The following is a 17,056-nucleotide window of genomic DNA, read 5'->3' on the forward strand; positions in this document are numbered from 1 at the left end:
GCCGTCCGCGGCGCCCCCGGACCCCTGCCCTGTGGGGTCCCAAGCTCGGTTGCGACCACGCGGACTGGCCTGTGACGAGCGACGTCATAATCTGCGATGGCCGTGACCAGCGAATATGACGAATGTGTGACGAATTCAGATCATGTACCGCTGCTTGTGATGCGTCATTGGCGACCGGCAGCCGATCGAGGTGTGTCCCTGGTTCCGCAACCGGCCACGGTGGCGTTCCGTTCACACCATGCCTCCGGGAGGTTGCATGAACCAACATCACCGTCGACTCCTGAGCTGCGCCACGAGCGCGACCCTGGTGTTCGCCGGCCTCACCGCGGCCGCGTCGGCGCACCCGGCGAGCGTCGCGGTCTTCCACCCGACGGTCGCCGACTTCGTGCAGGTCACGACCTCTGACACACCGCCGACGCAGGCACAGTGCGCGTCTGTCGGCCGGCGCTGCTTCAGCCCGCAGGCGACCCGGGCGGCGTACCACCTCCAGCCGCTCTACGACGCCGGCTGGAACGGTCGAGGCCAGACCATCGCGATCGTCGACAGCTTCGGCAGCGACACGATGGCCCACGACCTGCATGTCTTCGACACCGCCTTCGGCCTGCAGCCGATGTGTGGTGAAGAGGGCGTGGTCTGCGCTCCCGGCATGCCGACGTTCGACGTGCTGCACGTGCAGGGGTCGCCGGACACCAAGGCGCCGCCGGCGAAGAACCACAGCCCGGGCCAGGAGGATCGCAGCGCTTGGGCGCTCGAGGTCGCCCTGGACGTCGAGACCGCTCACGCGATCGCTCCGATGGCGAACATCCTGCTCGTCACCACGCCGACGGCGGAGACCCTGGGCGTCCAGGGCTTCCCGACGATGATGAATGCCGAGCAGTACGTCGTCGACCACCACTTGGCGAATGTCATTTCCCAGTCGTTCGCCTCGGCGGAGGACGCGTTCGGCAGCAGTGCCTCGATCGAGCAGCTGCGGGACGCGTACAAGGCCGCGGCGGCCAACGGCGTCACCGTCCTCGGTTCGTCCGGTGACGGTGGCTCGGCCAACGGCGGCAAGACGCCGGTCGGTAAGGGCGGCTCGACCTTCCCGTACCCGACCGTCGAGTGGCCGGCGTCCGACCCGCTGGTGACCGGTGTCGGCGGCACGTACCTGTGCACCGACCCCAACAACACGACCACGCGGGTGGCCGACAGTAACGACCCGCCCACCCGCTGCCGGGCCAACCCCGGCGTGGCCGAGGTCGGCTGGGTCGGGTCCGGCGGCGGCTTCAGCCACGTGTTCGGCAAGCCGGCGTACCAGAACCAGTTGCCGGCCGGCAGCACCCCGATCGGTTCGATGCGGGGCGTCCCGGACATCGCGTTGCAGGCCAGCGCGACCACGGGGGCGCTGGTGTACCTCTCGCTCCCGCCGGACGGCCAGAGTGGCCTGATCTGCGGCGCGACGCCGTGCAGCACCGGTTGGTACGACATCGGCGGCACGTCGCTGGCGTGCCCGCAGTGGGCCGGCCTGGTGTCGATCGCCGATCAGATCAACGGCGGTGGCCTGGGGCTCATCAACCCGGCGCTGTACCGCATCGGTACTGACCCCGCCCGCTATGCCGCCGCGTTCTACGACGTGACGACGGGCAACAACCAGGCGGACCCGACCGTTCCCGGTTACCCGGCCACCAGCGGCTGGGACCCGGTGACCGGTCTCGGCACGCCGAACGCCGCGGTACTGCTGCCGGACCTGGTCCTCGCAGCACACCAGAGCTGACCGACAGGCAGGAACCGGGGCCGGTGGCCTGTGCCACCGGCCCCGGCCATTGTCACGGTGCCGTCGTCCGCGACCACACCCTGGTCTGCTCGATGAACTGCTCCGGCGCGAGCGGCTGCCACGACGTTGAGCTTGGCGCGTGGGAGGCGGCCGGTTGACCTGGCTGTGCACGGGTGAGGTGCGGCGGGTCGCCGCACCTCACCCCTGGCGTTGTGCAGGTGCCGGCGTCAGCCGGCGCTGCAGGACACCGTTGGCCACGTCCATTGCCCGTTGGCCATGATTGTGACCCCGAAGTTGTTGCCGCTGCCGTTCGGCTTGCCGACCATCACGTACTGGCTCGGCCAGGTTGCGTTGACGTTCCAGGTCGAGCTGATCGTCGCCGGCGCCGGGACGTTCATCGTCACGGTCCAGTTGTTGGAGCCGGACACCGCGACGTTGAGGTTGTAGCGGTCGCCCCACTTCTGCCCCGCGGACAGGGTGGCCGTGCAACCGCCGCCACCGCCGCCACCGCCACCGCCACCGCCGCCGCCACCGCCGCCGGAGCCCTCACTTACGGTGATGTTCGAACTCACGTTGCTCTGGTAACCCTCGGTGGCCATGATCTGGTAGTTCGGGGTGCCGATCTGCAGGCCGGCGCTGCGCCATGCGTTGAAGTGGTTGCCCACGGAGATGGTGCCGCCGGTGCGCTTGCTCTGCCGGACGCTCCAGTACTGGTAGAACGTCGCGGTGCCGATGATCGAGGGCTGGTTGACCCGCTGCGTGCGGTAGATGTCGTAGGTGCTGCCGTCGGTCGTCACCGAGCCGAGGCGCTGGGCGCCGGTGCTCGGGTTGTAGTTGCCGAAGTTCTCGACGACGTAGTACTCGATGAGCGGGTTGGTCGTCCAGCCGTACAGGGCGAGGTAGCAGTTGCCACCGCAGTTGAACGAGCCGGAGTAGTTGACCGTGTGGGTGGTGGAGCCGGGGTTCCAGCCCTTGCCGACCACGGAGTTGTTTATGCTGTTCATCTGCACGCTGTAGCTGCCACCGGAGCCGAGGTTCATGGTGACGTTGCCGCTGTCTTTCCAGTACGAGAAGAAGTACCCGTTGTGGGTGCCCGTCTGGTTCGACGTGATGGTCCGGTCCGCCTCGGCATGGGCCGGGTTGGCGGCAATCAGCGAGACGGTCGTCAGAGCGACTGCGCTGGCCAGGCTGACGAGCAGCCGCAGGCGCCGGAGCCGGCGCGGGGGAGCGCTCGGTTGAGCTGGTGTGTCGTGCACGCGGTCCTCCTCGATAGGGCGGGCGAGGTGGCTCGACGGTTACGGGGCACCGGGTGGCCGTCCATGCGTCGACGGTCGGTTTGGCGGATCGATGTCGACGGTCGGCTTCACGGATCGATGTCCGTCAAACGCCGAGCTAGCGAGATTATGGGCACGCCGTCGCCGCGCTGGCAAGATTTTCCGGAAGACTTTCGGAGGATTATCGGACGAATTGAATCGCTTCGACGAGCAGAGTGCCAGGTAGAAGGTGTTCCGCGCGCTCGCCCGCCCTTGGAATGCTTCGAGATGGAGCCGGGTGGCATACGAACCTTCGAAAGTTTTCAGCGCTCTTTCGGACCGGGTCCACCGCAGCGGTGCGGCGACTGTCCGATGTGGAACATGATCGAACGCGGACGAGACACGCGGCTAATTGGCGTTGAAGCGGTCGCGCAGCACCTCCGGGAGGAGTTCCTGCGGGACGTTCTGATAGGCAACTGGGCGGAGGAACCGTTCGATGGCGAGGGTGCCGACGGAGGTCGTTCGGCCGTCTGAGGTTGCCGGAAACGGCCCGCCGTGCACGGTTGCCGGGCCGACCTCGACGCCCGTCGGCCAGCCATTGACGACGATTCTGCCGGCTTTCTCCTCGAGCAGTGGCAGTAGGGCACGGGCGTCGTCGCTGTCGCCGGGACCGATGTGGATCGTGGCGGTCAGCTGACCCTCGAGGCGCTCGATGATGGCCGGCAGCGCAGACCGGTCCGGGACCCGGACCACGAGCGACGCGGGGCCGAAGACCTCGTGGGCCAGCACCGGGTCGCGAAGCCACGCATCGGCGGTGGTGGTGAAGACGTGCGCGACTCCGCTCTCGACGATGGCGGGCGCCGCGGTGCCGGCGGCGAGCTCCGTGGTCTGCGGATGCTCGCGAAGCGACCGGATGCCGAGCTCGTACGCTGCGCGGATGTGCTCGCTGAGCATCGGTGCCGCCAATACGGCGGTGACCGCGGCGCTGACCGCCTGCAGGAACCGCTCCAAGCCGGGTGTTTCGAGCGCGAAGATCAGGCCCGGATTGGTGCAGAGCTGACCGGTGCCGGTTGTCAGCGACTGCACGAACTCGTCTCCGGCGAGCTGCCCCCGCTCGTCGAGCGCTCCGCGCAGCAGGAAGACGGGGTTCACGCTCGACATCTCGGCGTAGACGGGAATCGGCACCGGCCGGGCGTCAGCCGCGGCCGCGATCGCGAGGCCGCCGGCCCGCGATCCGGTGAACGCGACCGCCTTCATGGCGGGATGCGCCACGAGCCGTTGTCCGGTGTTCGCGGTGCCGTAGACCATCGAGAAGACGCCGTCGGCCAGGCCGAGGTCGCGGACGGCGGCCGCGACGGCGCCGGCGACGATCTCGGAGGTTCCGGGGTGGCTCGGGTGCGCCTTCACCACGACGGGGCAGCCCGCCGCGAGGGCCGATGCGGTGTCGCCTCCGGCGACGGAGAAGGCCAGCGGGAAGTTGCTGGCTCCGAAGACGGCGACCGGCCCGATGGGAACGTTCCGGCGGCGCAGGTCCGGCCGGGGGAGCGGGAGCCGTGCCGGTTGCGCATGCTCAACGTGCAGGCCGAGGTGAGCGTCGTCGCGGATCAGGTCGGCGAACATTCGCAGTTGGCCGGTGGTTCGTGCCAGCTCCGCACGCAAGCGCTGCTCGGGGATTCCTGTCTCCGCGACGGCTCTGGGCAGCAGCACCTCGCAGAGGTGGTCCAGGCGCCAGGCGATCGTCTCGAGCAGGGCCGCGCGACGACTTCCGGTCGTTTCGCGGAAGCTGCGAAACGCCGTGCCGGCGAGTTCGGCCGCCTCGTCGACCTGATCGGGTTGGCTGGTGCCGTATTCGGGTTCGAGCGCTGTCCCGCTGCGTGGGTCGCGGCCCCGCAGCGTCGGCTCACCTCCGTGGACGCGACGAGAGCCGAGGAACATCGCCCCGGTGAGTCTGGTGCCCGTGGTCATCGCCGGCGTCACCTTGATTGGATGCGGATGACCGCGTCGACCTCGGTCGGCGAACCGGCTGGTAGTGCGGCGACGCCCAGTGCGGTACGGGCGTGGCGGCCGCGTTCGCCGAGCGCCAGGATGAACGCCTCGGTGGCGGCATCGGCGACGAGGTGCTGGTCGGTGAAGTCCGGCGCGCTGGCCACGTAGACCGTCACCCGGTCGATCTGGACGACCCGCTCCAGGCTGCCCAGTTCCCGCTCGACGACGGTGAGCAGGTTGCGCGCGCACCGCCACGCGCACTCGCGGGCCTGGGCGAGGCTTACCGCAGCACCGACCTGTCCACTGTGGAGCAGCACCCCCTCCGCCGCCGCGATCTGCCCGGACACGGTCAGTACTCCGTTGTCCTCGCGGGTCGCAAGGATGCCGGGCCGAGGGCCGCCGAGCGGCGACGGGCCGGCGGCCGCGAGTTCAGAGAGCGGGGTCATGGCTGTCCTCTTCGGGGTCGGTCGAGTGGTCGAGTGGTTCCCAGCCGAGCAGGCGCCGGGCCTTGTCGATGGGTGCGATGCGCTGGCGGTGGTCGCCGCTGATCGTGAACGCGTCGAAGCCCGCACCCTGGTACCGCAGGGCGGCCAGGATCGCCCGCGCCGTATCGCGCGCCGAGGTGGCGATGGTCCGGTCGTTCTCGCTGCGGTTCTGCAGCGGGTACTGGTCGTCGGGCGTGGGCAGGCACAGGCGCAGCACGACGATGTCCATGCCCCACTCGGCAGCGGCGGCTGAGGCGACGACCTCTGCGCAGCGTTTGGTCACGCCGTAGAAGTCCGAGGCGTCCGGCGGTACCGACTCATCGGGGTAGGGCGCGCGGTCGGGGTCGCGGTACACCGACATGGAGCTGGTCAGCACCGCCCGGCGTACCCCGGCCGAGGCAGCCGCCCACAGCGCCAGGTGTGCCCCCGTCACGCTGATGTCAAAGTGGCTGCGTACGTTCTGCGGACTTCCCCAGCCGTCGACCGGCCCCATCGCCATGTACACCAACGCGTCGGCGTCGCGCGCGGCATCGGCGACCGCCTCCATGTCCAGGGCACTGCCCGGCCGGTGCGACCAGGGTCCGGGCGCGGGGGGCCTGGGGTCCAGAACGGTGACGGCGTGCTGGGCGGCCAGGTGCGGCAGCGTCATCGTGCCGACCGCTCCCGCGCCACCGACGACGAGGAGTCGCATCAGGCGACCCCGATCGTGACGGGTCCCAGGCCGGCATCGGTCACCAGCCGGCGCAGTTCGGCCCGGTCGAGGTCGTCGAGGGCGAGGAACGGCGTGCCTCTGGTCCGCGTCCAGTCCACCACGCCACGCATCGCGAGCACCTCTTTGTACGCCTCGATGCCGTGCAGGCCGAAGAAGTTGATCAGCGGGAGCAGGCCGGCGTGCGCCCGCCTGGCCTCGCCCTGCTCCTCCCGCTCCAGGGCACGCCAGATCTCGACGTAGCGTTCCGTCGCGATTGACGTCGGCATGATCGCAGATGCGCCACGCGCGTGTTGTTGAATCATGTACCGGCCACCCTCCCCGCCGATCACCCCGTCCAGCGAGTCGCCCAGCCGGTCCAGGAGCGCGCTGGTCAGGTGCGTACTGGTCCGAGTCTCCTCCTTGACGTAGCGGATCGCCGGGTACCGGTGCACCAGCGCCTCGATCGTGGCCACGTCCAGGTCGTGGCCGAAGGGCGGCGAGGAGTTCTGCAGCACGATGGGCAGATCGGCGGCGGTGGTGACCGCGCGGAAGTAGTCGTCGAGCAGGTCCGGCCGCGCCCGGTGCAGGTAGGGCGGCATCACCATCAGCGCGTCGGCGCCGGCGGCGGCGGCGTTGCGGGCGGCCACCGCAGCTGTGGCGGCGCTGGTACCGGAGGCCCCGACGATGACCGGCACGGCGCCGGCGACCTGGTCGACGGTGAGGCGGGCCAGGTCGACCCGTTCGGCTTCGGTCAGCGACCAGAACTCGCTGGCGACGCCGAGCGTGACGATCGCGGCGGCTCCCGCCTCGACGTTGTAGGCGACGATCCGGCGGCAGGCCGCTTCATCGAGCGAGTCCTGGGCGGTGAAGGCGGTCGCCATCACCGGCAGGATTCCGCGCAGTGGTCGGTCGAGCATGCGGTCTCACTCCTCGCGGCCGGTAGCGGTGGGGTGGAGGGTTGACATCAGCGGTTCCTACAATATCGTCTGGAGAAACGAAAGTCTCCCTCTCGGAGACGGCAGCATAGCGCAGAAGGAGCCTCCCGTTGCAGTCGACGGTCATCCACACCACGAAGGCGCCCGCACCGGGCGCGGCGTACTCGCAGGCCAGGACCGCGGGGCCCTTCCTGTTCACCTCGGGCTGCGGCCCCATCGACGCGACGAGCGGACAGATCGTCGGCACCGGCGTGACCGAGCAGACGCAACTGACCGTGGCCAATTTGCGGGCCCTGCTGGCCGCCGACGGGCTCGACCTGACCGACGTCGTGAAGGTCACGGTGTACCTGCAGGATCTCGACCGTGACTACGACGAGTTCAACCGGGCATATGCCGAGCTGATGCCCAAGCCATGGCCCGCACGCACCACGGTCGGTGCCGACCTGACCGGGATCCTGGTCGAGATCGACTTCGTCGCCCTGCGCCGGAGCGGCACGTGAGCGCCGAGCACCTCGGCGAGCCTGCCACGCGGACGATCGCGGCGTGGCCGGGATCGCAGGCCGCTTGGCGGCGGGCCCGGGCCAGCCTCGCCGGCGGGGTGAGCACCGGCCTGCGGGCGTCGATGCCGCCCCACCCGCTGTTCTTCGACCGCGGCGCGGGCAGCCGGCTGTGGGACGTCGACGGCAACAGCTATCTGGACTACGTGCTCGGGTGGGGGCCGATCATCGTCGGCCATTCGCACCCGGCCGTGGTCACCGCCGTCGGCGAGCAACTGCACCGCGGGCAGACCTTCGGCTCCGGGCACGCGCTGGAGTACGAGGTGGCCGAGCGGCTGTGCGCCCGGGTACCCGGCGCGCAGCGGGTGCTGTGGAGCAACACCGGCTCGGAGGCTGTGCAGGTCGCGCTGCGGCTGGCCCGCGCGCACACCGGCCGGCACCGCTTCGTCAAGTTCGAGGGGCATTATCACGGCTGGACCGATCAGGTACTGGTCAGCTACCGCAACCTCGCCGAGGACGGGCGACCGGCGCTGGGCAGCGCCGGGCAGCACCCGGGCGTGCTGGCGGACGTGTCGGTGCTGCCGTTCAACGACTCCGCGGCCGTCGCCGAGCTGCTGGCCCGGCCGGACAGCGACATCGCCGCGGTACTGGTCGAGCCGGTGCTGTGCAACACCGGCGTGCTGCCGCCCGCCCCGGGATTCCTGGAGGACCTGCGGGCCCTGTGCGACCGCACCGGTACCGTCCTGGTCTTCGACGAGGTCATCACCGGGCTGCGGATGGCGTCCGGCGGCGCGGCCGAGCGGTACGGTGTCACGCCCGATCTCACCGTGCTGGCCAAGGCGTTGGCGGGCGGGTTCAGCCTCAGCGCGGTCACCGGCCGGGCCGACATCGTGCAGCAGGTGACGTCCGGGGTGGTGCACGCCGGTACGTACAACGGCAACCCCATCGCGCTGGCCGCCGCCGCGGCAACCCTCGACCTGCTCGGCGGCCCCGAGGTGTACCCGCGCCTGGAGGCCGTCACCGCGCAGCTGGCTGAGGGGCTGCGGGCGGCCTTCGCCCGGCACGGCGTGACCGCCGCGGTGCACCACGTCGGCCCGGTACTGCAGGTGAGCCCGGGCGTCACCGAGGTACGTACGGTGCGGGAGGTGCTGGCCGCGGACTGGGCTTTCTACAACGAACTGGTGGTGCAGGCGCTGCGGCGCGGGGTGTTCCTGCTGCCGGGTGGCCGGTGGTACCTGTCGACCGAACACTCCGCGGCCGATGTCACGCAGACCGTCGCCGCCCTGGACGACGCGCTGGACGCGTTGAGCCGGGCCGGTGCGGTGCCGGTACCCGCCACGGTGGTCTGACGTGGCGGACACAACGGTGGTCGCGTGCGGCTTCACCGAAGCCATCGAGGGGCCGGTGGCCGACCGGGCGGGGCAGGTGTACGCGATGAATTTCGGTCGCGAGGGCACCATCGGGCGACTGGACCCGGACGGCTCGGTCGCGTGCTGGCATGAGCTGCCCGAGGGCAGCGCCGGCTGCGGTGCGGTGTGCGGGCCCGACGGGTGGCTCTACGTCGCCGACTGGCGTACCCACACCGTCTTCGCCATCGACACGACGACCGGCGAGCGGCGGGTGCACGCCCACCAGCCGGCGATGCACCAGCCCAACGACCTCGCGGTGCTGGCCGACGGCACGCTGTTCGCCAGTGATCCGGACTGGGCGACCGGCACCGGCCGGCTGTGGCGGATCGATCCGGACGGCGGGAGCACGCTGGTCGAGTCCGGTATGGGCACCACCAACGGCGTCGAGGTCTCCCCGGACGAACGGCGGCTGTACGTCAACGAGACGGTGCAGCGGCGCATCTGGGTGTACGACCTGGACGCCGGGTACCGGCCGATCGACAAGCGGCTGCTGGTGCAGTTCGACGATCACCTGCTCGACGGCATGCGTGCCGACGCGGACGGCGTGCTGTACGTGACCCGTACCGGCGGCGGCGTGGTGGCCCGGGTCCACCCGGACGGTCGCCTGGGCACGGACCTTCGGCTGCACGGCCGGGACTGCACGAACGTCGTCTTCGCCGGCCCGGACGGGCGCACGCTGTACGTGACCGTCGCGGACACCGGCTGCATCGAGGCGGCACGCGTGGCGACCCCCGGCCGCAGCCACGGCCTGGTGGGGGCCGCGGCATGACCGACGTTGTCGTCGCCCGGCGATGCGTCGTCGGCGAGGGTCCACTGTGGTCGGTACGCGACGGACTGCTGTACTGGCTGGACATTCCCGAGCAGCGGCTGCGGTGGCTCGACCCGGCGACCGGTGCCACCGAGGGCCGGTCGCTGCCCGACGTGGTCGGCAGCATCGGGCTGCGCGCGACCGGCGGGCTGGTCGCCGCCACCCGCAACGGCTTCGCGGCGCTGCAACCCGCCACCGGCGAGCTGTCCTACCTGCACGATCCCGAGCCGGATCGGCCGGAGCACTACTTCAACGACGGCAAGGTCGACCCGGCCGGGCGGTTCTGGGCCGGCACGCTCAATGACGGGCCGCCGACCGCTACCGGGACCCTGTGGCGACTGGACGCCGACCACGGCTGCCATCCCATGCGACGCGGGGTGATCTGCCCCAACGGGCTGGGCTGGAGCCCGGACGCGCGCACCATGTACTTCACCGACTCCCGGCGGTACACCATCTTCGCGTTCGACTTCGACGCCGAGTCGGGGCGGATCGGCAATGCACGGGTCTTCGCGTCGGTGACCCCGCCGGCCGATCCGGACGGGCTCTGCGTCGACAGCGAGGGCTGTGTCTACAGTGCACAGTGGGGCGGCGCTCAGGTGGTGCGGTACGACCCGGCGGGCCGGGTGGTGGGCACGATCCCGGTGCCCACCCGGCTGGCCACCAGCGTCGCGCTCGGCGGGCCGGACCTGCGTACGCTGTTCATCACCACGGCCAGTATCGGCCTGGACGCCGCGCAACTGGCGGCCGACCCGGCCGCCGGCACCGTGCTCGCGGTGACGGTGGACACCCCGGGCGTTCCCGAGCCGATGTTCGCGGGTTGACGGGAGACGACATGCTTCGACTGGCGGCGCTGGGCCTGTTCCACGAATCCAACTCGTTCTGCCCCACGCCTACCGATCTGCCCGCCTGTGAGCTGATCGGGATCCTGCGCGGTGAGCAGATCCGGGCCGTCCACGGCGACGCGGACAGCACGATGGCCGGCCTGCTCGCGGCCGGCGGTCCGGACGTCGCGGTGGTGCCGCTGCTGTACTGCGGACCCCAGCCGGCCGGGCCGATCACCGTGGAGGCGTTCGACGCGATCGTCGAGGAGATGATCGCCGCGCTGGCCGACGGGGCCTGGGACGGTGTGCTGCTCGCGCTGCACGGCGCGGCGGTCGCCGACGCGCATCCGGACGCCGACGGCGAGATCGCCTCCCGGGTGCGGGCCGCGGTGGGGCCGGACGTGCCCATCGGCGTCGCATGTGACCTGCACGGCAACGTCAGCGCCCGGCTCGCCGGCGCCGTCGACGTCATCGTCAGCTACCGGACCAACCCGCACGTCGACGCCCGCGTCCGGGCCCAGGAACTGGGCGGCCTGGTGGCTCGCGCGGCCCGGGGCCGGATACGGCCGCGCGAGGCGTGGCGGCCCGTGCCGATCCTGCTGAACATCCTGCGCCAGAACACGGATGACGAGCCGATGCGCTCGATCCTCGACGCCGCCGAGCAGGTCCGGCGGCGCCCCGGCGTGCTGACCGCCTCGGTGCTGCAGGGCTTCCCGTACGCCGACGTGCCGCACGTGGGAATGTCCGTCCTGGTAACCACCGACGACGACGAGGCACTGGCCGCGTCGTACGCCGACGAACTGGCCGATGAGGTCTGGCGCCGCCGCGAGGCCATGCGGGGCGACGCCCTGCCGATCGGCGACGCCCTCGACGCCGTCGGTGCCGGCGCGACACCCGTGCTGCTGCTCGACGTCGGGGACAACATCGGTGCCGGCACCACCGGGCGCAGCGCCGCCATCCTCGCCACGGCGCTGGAGCGTGGTTTCACCGGGCTGCTGAGCCTCGTCGTCGCGCCCGAGATGGTGGCGCGGTGCGCGCGGGCCTACGCCGGCGCCGGGCCGGGCGCCGAGGTCGAGGTGACGCTCGGCGAGCCGGAGACGGGGCCGGTCGTCTCCGTCCTCGGCACAGTGCGCCGCCTGCACGACGGCGTGTTCGAGGATCCGACGCCGACCCACGCCGGGTACCGCCATTTCAACGTCGGCCCGACGGCAGTGCTCGACCTGGCCGGCGGTACCACGCTCATCCTGGTCAGCCACGCCATCATGCAGTCGAGCCGGCAGCAGCTGCGGTGCCTGGAGCTTGACCCCGGCGCCTACCGCGCGATCACCGCCAAGGGGGTGCAGTCGCCGCTGGCCGGCTACGGCCCGGTCGTGGCGCGGGTGCTGCGGGTCGACACCCCAGGCCAGGCCACGGCCGACCTGTCGAGCCTGCCGTACCGGCACCGGCGCCGTCCACTGTGGCCACTGGATCCCGGGATCTAGCGCGTGACCGGCGCGAGGGCGCAGCGCCGGTACAGGTCGGCGAAGTCGCTGCTGCCGTCGTCGTCGCGCACCTCGAGGTCCGCACCGGGCTGCTGGGCCGGCACGTTGCCGGCCCGGCAGTCCGTCCACATCTGCTCGGCGCCGGCGTAGCTGCGGCGCCGGCCGCCCGGCCAGGAGATGGTCAGGATCCGCCGCGGGTAGCGGATCGGCGCGGCGCCGGGCACCGACAGCCGGTGCACCGCCTCCTCGTCCACCCGCACACCCAGTCCCGGCCCGTCCGGCACCCGGGCGTACCCGTGCCGGATCTCGATCGGCGAGCGCAGGAGGTACTCCGACCACGTGTTCATCGCCGTGACGTGCGGCCACACGGCGTGGCTCAACACCGCGCCCAACTGCAGCGCCAGTGCGGTGGTCAGGCCGGTGCCGCACATCTGCAGAAAGAACGGCCGGTGCACGCCGGCCGCCTGCGTACCCGAGGCCAGCAGCCCGCCGACGCCCTGCCAGGTCACCACGTACCCGTCGAACGCCTCCTGCGACACGTTCGCCGCGAACGGCGTGTCCAGGAAGTGATCCGCGACCGGGAGGTTCAGCTTGCCGCGCAGGGCGCGATACCCGGCAAGGTCGTGGTGCGGCAGCGGAGTCTCGAAGATGCCGACCCGGCCGGTGCGCTCCAACGTGGACAGTACCGGGGCGGCGGTGGCCGCGTCGCGCAGCATCTCGTTCCAGTCCAGGTCCAGCAGGTAGTCCGGCGGGGTCACCGCGGACACCGCGTCGACCTGCTCGTAGACGTCGAACCAGGGCCGGGCCTTGAACTTGTGCGTGCGGTACCCGGCGGCCACCGCGTCGCGCGCCTCCTGCGCCAGCACTGCGGGCGGCATCTTGGTGTTCCACCACGAGATCGGGCACTCGTCACGCACCTGCGGCAGCGGCAACAGGGACCGCACCGGCACGCCGAGGGCGTTGCCGACCGCGTCGTAGAGCGCCATCTGCAGGCCCGGCCCGAAATCGTCGCGGGACAGGCACTCGGCCGGGTTGCGGCCACGCACGTGGGCGACGGCCTCGTCCGGTACCGGTGCGTAGCAGTAGTCCAGGATGGTCTCGCCCCAGCCGACCACGTCCGGATCATTGGTGGCGACCCGGATCAGCTCGATGAGCCGCCACTGCCCGATGAGCAGTTCGTTCCACGGCCGGGCGCGCGGGCTGAACGGCACGTCGAGCAGGATCCGCTCCACCTCCGTGACGGCCAGCCCGCGCAGTGACGTCACCGGTACACCTCGGGGTCATCGATGTCGGTCGCTCCGGCCGCGACGAACTCGGCGTGGTCGTCGGGCAGCGTGCGCTGGCCCTTGCGGTTGATGATGAGCACGGTGGTGTCCGGCTCCAGGCAGGTCGGACTGTGCCGCACGCCGGCCGGGATCACCACGCCCTCGCCCGCGCCGACCTCCACCGAGCCGATCTCCGAGTCGACCCTCATCCGTCCTTTGTAGACGAACCACGATTCGTCGCTGTCGTGCCGGTGCGGCGGGAAGGTGTCGCGCAGCTGCGCAATCCGCATGGCATAAGCGCCGTCGACGAAGGCCACGTTGATGTTGGTCCGGGTCGGGTGCCCTTCCAGGCGGCGGTCGATGCTCCAGGCGGTGAGCCGCTGATCGGTCACGCGCCCTCCGCTTCGCTCCGGCCGCGCGCCCTCCGCCCTGTGTCCATGGTGACCGGCCTCTCCGCTTCGCTCCGAACCGGTCACGCCCGACCCCCTGGCGTCACGGTGGCGAGGAATGCGTGGTCCATCTGGTACCCGTTGCCCGGCCTGAGCTCCACCAGCACCGGGTTCGGCCCGCCCGGCGGCACGTGCACGCTGCTGGAGCCGGCTCCGGCCGGGATGGTGACCTGCGCGGCGCGGCCACCGGCGACGTACGCGACGGTCAACGGGGCGCTGGTGTCCACCGGGCCCCCGTGGCTGGATGAGCGGGTGAAGGTCACCGTGGTACCGGAGGCGGTCAGGTTGACCAGCTGTGCCGCGGTGTTCGAGAAGTGGATCGTCGACCAGTCGGTCCAGTCCGGCACGTGTCCCGGTTCGTAGGCCGGGTTCACCGGATACTGCCCCGCCACCTTCGGCTCGTCCAGCAGCGAGGGCAGGTTGCCGTTGCGGTCGACGTTGCCTCCGTCGGCCCAGTCGATGGTCTTCCATCCGGCGCCGGGATCGGCCGCGTTCATCCGGTTCGGATCGGGATACGCCGGGTTGGCCTTGCACTGGGCCTCGTACCGGTACGGGCTGTGGTTCTCGGCGGGGTGTGCGATCCCGGTCAGCGGCCGGCCGGCGAACGTCACGTCGTTGAAGGTGACGTTGCGGACGGTCTGCCCGGCACCCTGGTAGTCGCTGTGGCTGACCAGCTCGTTGGGCGCGAAGTTCGCGCAGTCGCTCGAGGTGCCGATGCGCACGTTGCTGAAGCTGACCCCGTCGATGCCGCCGACCCTGCCGCCCGCGGCCTGCCAGGCCGAGTAGTTCCAGTAGGGGATCTTCGACTTGAGGGTGATCGGTGTGCCCAGCGACGGGTTGCTGGTGGAGCCGGTGATGTACGGGTTGAAGTTGTTCATGTCCGGCACGACCTGCTCGACAACGAGGTTGTTGACCCGGAAGTTGCGGTACGTCCCGCCGAACACCGCCAGCGCCCGCCACACCTGCGGCGCGGAGATGATGACGTTGTTCTCCCAGCGGGCACCGTTGATGTCCGTGCCGGCCGACGTGCCTGCGGCGTAGCCGGCGCCGGTGCCGTTGTTGATGATGACGCTGTTGGTGAACCAGTAGTCGCCGCTCGGGTAGCGGGCGTCGTTGGCCGGGTCGGGTGCGCCGTCAAAGCCGGTCAGCGCGCCGGAGGTGGTCGGGCCGGAGCCGAAGTTGCTGGAGTCGTCGGTGGTCTTGCCGAACGAGTTGTCCACGCCGCAGTGCCAGCAGTTCCAGAAGTTGACCAGATCCGACTCGGCGGCGCCGCTGTTGGTGTCTTCCTTGAAGTTGCTGAACCGAACGTTGCTGCCGTTCTCCTGCCACACGTTGCCACCCGCGGCGTTGAAGGAGACGATGTCGTTGACGGCGATGTCGTTCGCATTGTGCATCATGATCATCGTCCACCAGCCGAAGTCGTGCCAGCGGTTGTACTGGCCCTGACCGTTGAGCCGTCCCCGGCCGTCGATGGTCACGTGGTCGGCGTTGACGACGTTGACCATGTTGTTGGCCGAGGTCAGTTGCGGCTCGCCGGCGACGTAGTGCTGCTTGGCCTGCACCAGTTCCGAGCCGGGCGCGAGGTAGAAGCGCATGTTGCTCTTCAGGTTGATCGAGTGCTCGATCAGGTAGCTGCCCGGGTCGAGGTAGAGCGTGCCGCCGGCCGGCACCCGGGCGATGGCCGCGTTGATGGCGCCGGACGCGTCCGTGTGCCCGGTGTTGTCGGCCCCGCCGGCGAGCGCGCTGACCACGCCACGGCCGTGCGGCGAAGCGGGGTTCGCCTCCAGCGGATCGGCCCAGATCAGCAGGTTGTCCGGGTCGTCGTTCTTGCCGAAGTGCGTGCCGGCCTGGTCGTTGCTGCCGATCACGTTGCTGTCGACCGAGTTCACGTTGTGCAGCTCGATCTTGAGCGGCTCGGTGAGATCGAAGCTGATCCGGTTGCCGCTCGCCCGGGAGGTGATGCCGTAGCTCGCCGGGCTGATGTCGTACGACTGGACCTTGTCCTTGTAGGTGACCACCACATGGGCCACACCGGAGAAGGCGAAGTGTGCGTAGGCCCAGCCGTTGTCGTTCATCGGGAAGTCGCTGGTCTCCCCGTCGGTGTAGTGCCAGTGCAGGCCGTGCACGTAGATCGGCGTACCGTTGACGCTGACCTGGTAGTTGGGGTCGTCGACGTCGGTGGCGAGCTTGGGGTAGGCCACGACGGTCGGCTGGGCGGCAACGGCGGGGGTGTCGGTTGCGACCAGGCAGAAGGCGGCGATCAGGGCCGCACAGACGCAGGAGAGGATGCCTCGACGGCGGTTCATCCGGGAGCCTCCGTGGATGGGGGAGCGGCGGCTTGTCAGCCGAGGGGGGTGTCGCGCCAGCTGTATCGGGGTGTCCAGCCGAGCCGGTCGGCGGCGTGCGAGCAGTCGAACGGGGTGCGGTACGGGTCGTCGCGGGTCCATTCGGCGAGGCTGGTGTGCGGCCAGGGCACCGCCGGCGCGTACCGCTGGATGATCTCGGCGGTGGTCAGCCGATCGGTCGACGTGTCGCGCGCGGCCAGCAGGAAGCCGTCGTGGTCGATGCCGTCGACGGACAGTGCGAGGTCGATCGCCGACACCAGGTCGCGCATGTCGATGTAGGCGCCGAAGTTCGCGGCCAGCCGCTCGTGCAGGTACGAGTCGTCGCCGCTCTCGCCCCGCCACACCTGGTACGTGCGCGCCGCGACGGCGACCAGCGTGGGACGCAGGCAGATGGTGGGGATGCCGCACCGGCGGGTGTAGGAGCGGCAGACGTCCTCGGACAGGTGCTTGCCGAGCTGGTAGATGGAGACCGGGTTGCGGGGGTGCCGGTCGCTCAGCGGCAGGAAGTCGGGCTTGTGCTCGTGCTTGATGGCGCCCAGCGCGTTGACGCTGGACACGTAGACGACCCGGGACACGCCCGCCTCCACCGCGGCCGTCATCACGTTCCAGGTACCGCCGACCGCGATGCTCAGCACCGCGTCCTCCTCGCCGGGCTCCCCGTCGCCCGGATAGGTGCCCGCGTGCACGACCGCCTCGATGCCCCGCATCGCCTGGCGCACCCCGATCGCGTCGCGCAGGTCGCCGGTGACGTGCTCCCAGGCGAGATCGTGCGAGGTGACCCGGTCGAAGGTCACCACGTCGTGGCCGGCCGCGGTGAGATGTTCGGCGGTGGCGCGGCCCACGTTGCCCAGCCCGCCGGTGATGAGGAGACGCATCGC

At 70.6% G+C, this 17,056-nt stretch carries 15 protein-coding genes; 6 read left to right on the forward strand and 9 right to left on the reverse strand.

Annotated features, from left to right (window positions below; genetic code table 11):
- The first annotated feature begins 256 nt into the window (after positions 1 to 256).
- Positions 257 to 1,753, forward strand: coding sequence for a S53 family peptidase (locus ACQEVU_RS07435; protein ID WP_433321795.1), 1,497 nt, complete (start codon positions 257 to 259; stop codon positions 1,751 to 1,753).
- Positions 1,754 to 1,980: 227 nt separating this feature from the next.
- Here ACQEVU_RS07435 and ACQEVU_RS07440 read toward each other — a convergent pair whose 3' ends face one another.
- The 5 genes from ACQEVU_RS07440 to ACQEVU_RS07460 form a co-directional block, all read right to left on the reverse strand.
- Positions 1,981 to 3,009, reverse strand: coding sequence for a glycoside hydrolase family 11 protein (locus tag ACQEVU_RS07440; protein ID WP_433321796.1), 1,029 nt, complete (start codon positions 3,007 to 3,009; stop codon positions 1,981 to 1,983).
- 405 nt (positions 3,010 to 3,414) lie between these two features.
- Positions 3,415 to 4,971 (reverse strand): aldehyde dehydrogenase (NADP(+)), encoded by a 1,557-nt coding sequence (locus tag ACQEVU_RS07445; protein WP_433321797.1) that lies wholly within the window; start codon positions 4,969 to 4,971, stop codon positions 3,415 to 3,417.
- An 8-nt stretch (positions 4,972 to 4,979) separates the two neighbouring features.
- A complete protein-coding gene (locus tag ACQEVU_RS07450) occupies positions 4,980 to 5,438 on the reverse strand; it encodes a RidA family protein (protein WP_433321798.1) in 459 nt (152 codons plus the stop codon).
- Entirely contained in the window at positions 5,422 to 6,168 is a 747-nt protein-coding gene (locus tag ACQEVU_RS07455) for an NAD-dependent epimerase/dehydratase family protein (protein WP_433321799.1), read from the reverse strand. Before ACQEVU_RS07455 ends, ACQEVU_RS07450 begins: the two co-directional genes overlap by 17 nt.
- On the reverse strand, positions 6,168 to 7,085 hold the full coding sequence (locus ACQEVU_RS07460; RefSeq protein ID WP_433321800.1) for a dihydrodipicolinate synthase family protein: 918 nt from the start codon (positions 7,083 to 7,085) through the stop codon (positions 6,168 to 6,170). Before ACQEVU_RS07460 ends, ACQEVU_RS07455 begins: the two co-directional genes overlap by 1 nt.
- A gap of 128 nt (positions 7,086 to 7,213) precedes the next feature.
- Between ACQEVU_RS07460 and ACQEVU_RS07465 the strand changes: the two genes are divergently transcribed.
- The 5 genes from ACQEVU_RS07465 to ACQEVU_RS07485 are packed head-to-tail and all read left to right on the forward strand — an operon-like array spanning position 7,214 to position 12,119.
- The gene (locus ACQEVU_RS07465) at positions 7,214 to 7,603 is read left to right on the forward strand and encodes a RidA family protein (RefSeq protein WP_433321801.1); all 390 of its coding nucleotides are present in this window, start codon (positions 7,214 to 7,216) and stop codon (positions 7,601 to 7,603) included.
- On the forward strand, positions 7,600 to 8,949 hold the full coding sequence (locus ACQEVU_RS07470) for an aspartate aminotransferase family protein (RefSeq protein ID WP_433321802.1): 1,350 nt from the start codon (positions 7,600 to 7,602) through the stop codon (positions 8,947 to 8,949). The genes ACQEVU_RS07465 and ACQEVU_RS07470 overlap by 4 nt, the downstream gene beginning before the upstream one ends.
- A gap of 1 nt (position 8,950) precedes the next feature.
- Positions 8,951 to 9,778 carry an SMP-30/gluconolactonase/LRE family protein gene (locus ACQEVU_RS07475; RefSeq protein ID WP_433321803.1) on the forward strand — a complete coding sequence of 276 codons (828 nt, stop codon included), beginning with the start codon at positions 8,951 to 8,953 and terminating at the stop codon, positions 9,776 to 9,778.
- Entirely contained in the window at positions 9,775 to 10,638 is an 864-nt protein-coding gene (locus ACQEVU_RS07480; RefSeq protein ID WP_433321804.1) for an SMP-30/gluconolactonase/LRE family protein, read from the forward strand. Before ACQEVU_RS07475 ends, ACQEVU_RS07480 begins: the two co-directional genes overlap by 4 nt.
- Before the next feature lie 11 nt (positions 10,639 to 10,649).
- A complete protein-coding gene (locus tag ACQEVU_RS07485; protein WP_433321805.1) occupies positions 10,650 to 12,119 on the forward strand; it encodes a M81 family metallopeptidase in 1,470 nt (489 codons plus the stop codon).
- On the opposite strand, the gene ACQEVU_RS07490 is transcribed toward ACQEVU_RS07485, so the two are convergent.
- From ACQEVU_RS07490 to ACQEVU_RS07505, 4 genes are all read right to left on the reverse strand, one after another.
- Positions 12,116 to 13,384: a mandelate racemase/muconate lactonizing enzyme family protein gene (locus ACQEVU_RS07490; RefSeq protein WP_433321806.1), complete on the reverse strand. Its 1,269-nt coding sequence runs from the start codon at positions 13,382 to 13,384 to the stop codon at positions 12,116 to 12,118. The two genes, ACQEVU_RS07485 and ACQEVU_RS07490, sit on opposite strands and share 4 nt — an antisense overlap.
- Positions 13,381 to 13,776 carry a cupin domain-containing protein gene (locus tag ACQEVU_RS07495; RefSeq protein WP_433321807.1) on the reverse strand — a complete coding sequence of 132 codons (396 nt, stop codon included), beginning with the start codon at positions 13,774 to 13,776 and terminating at the stop codon, positions 13,381 to 13,383. The genes ACQEVU_RS07490 and ACQEVU_RS07495 overlap by 4 nt, the downstream gene beginning before the upstream one ends.
- An 80-nt stretch (positions 13,777 to 13,856) precedes the next feature.
- Positions 13,857 to 16,139, reverse strand: a complete 2,283-nt coding sequence (locus ACQEVU_RS07500) for a glycosyl hydrolase family 28-related protein (protein WP_433321808.1) — start codon at positions 16,137 to 16,139, stop codon at positions 13,857 to 13,859.
- A 35-nt stretch (positions 16,140 to 16,174) separates the two neighbouring features.
- On the reverse strand, positions 16,175 to 17,053 hold the full coding sequence (locus ACQEVU_RS07505; RefSeq protein WP_433321809.1) for an NAD-dependent epimerase/dehydratase family protein: 879 nt from the start codon (positions 17,051 to 17,053) through the stop codon (positions 16,175 to 16,177).
- Between the last annotated feature and the right edge of the window lie 3 nt (positions 17,054 to 17,056).

This window comes from Dactylosporangium sp. CA-139066, from assembly GCF_050936175.1.
GTDB lineage: Bacteria > Actinomycetota > Actinomycetes > Mycobacteriales > Micromonosporaceae > Dactylosporangium.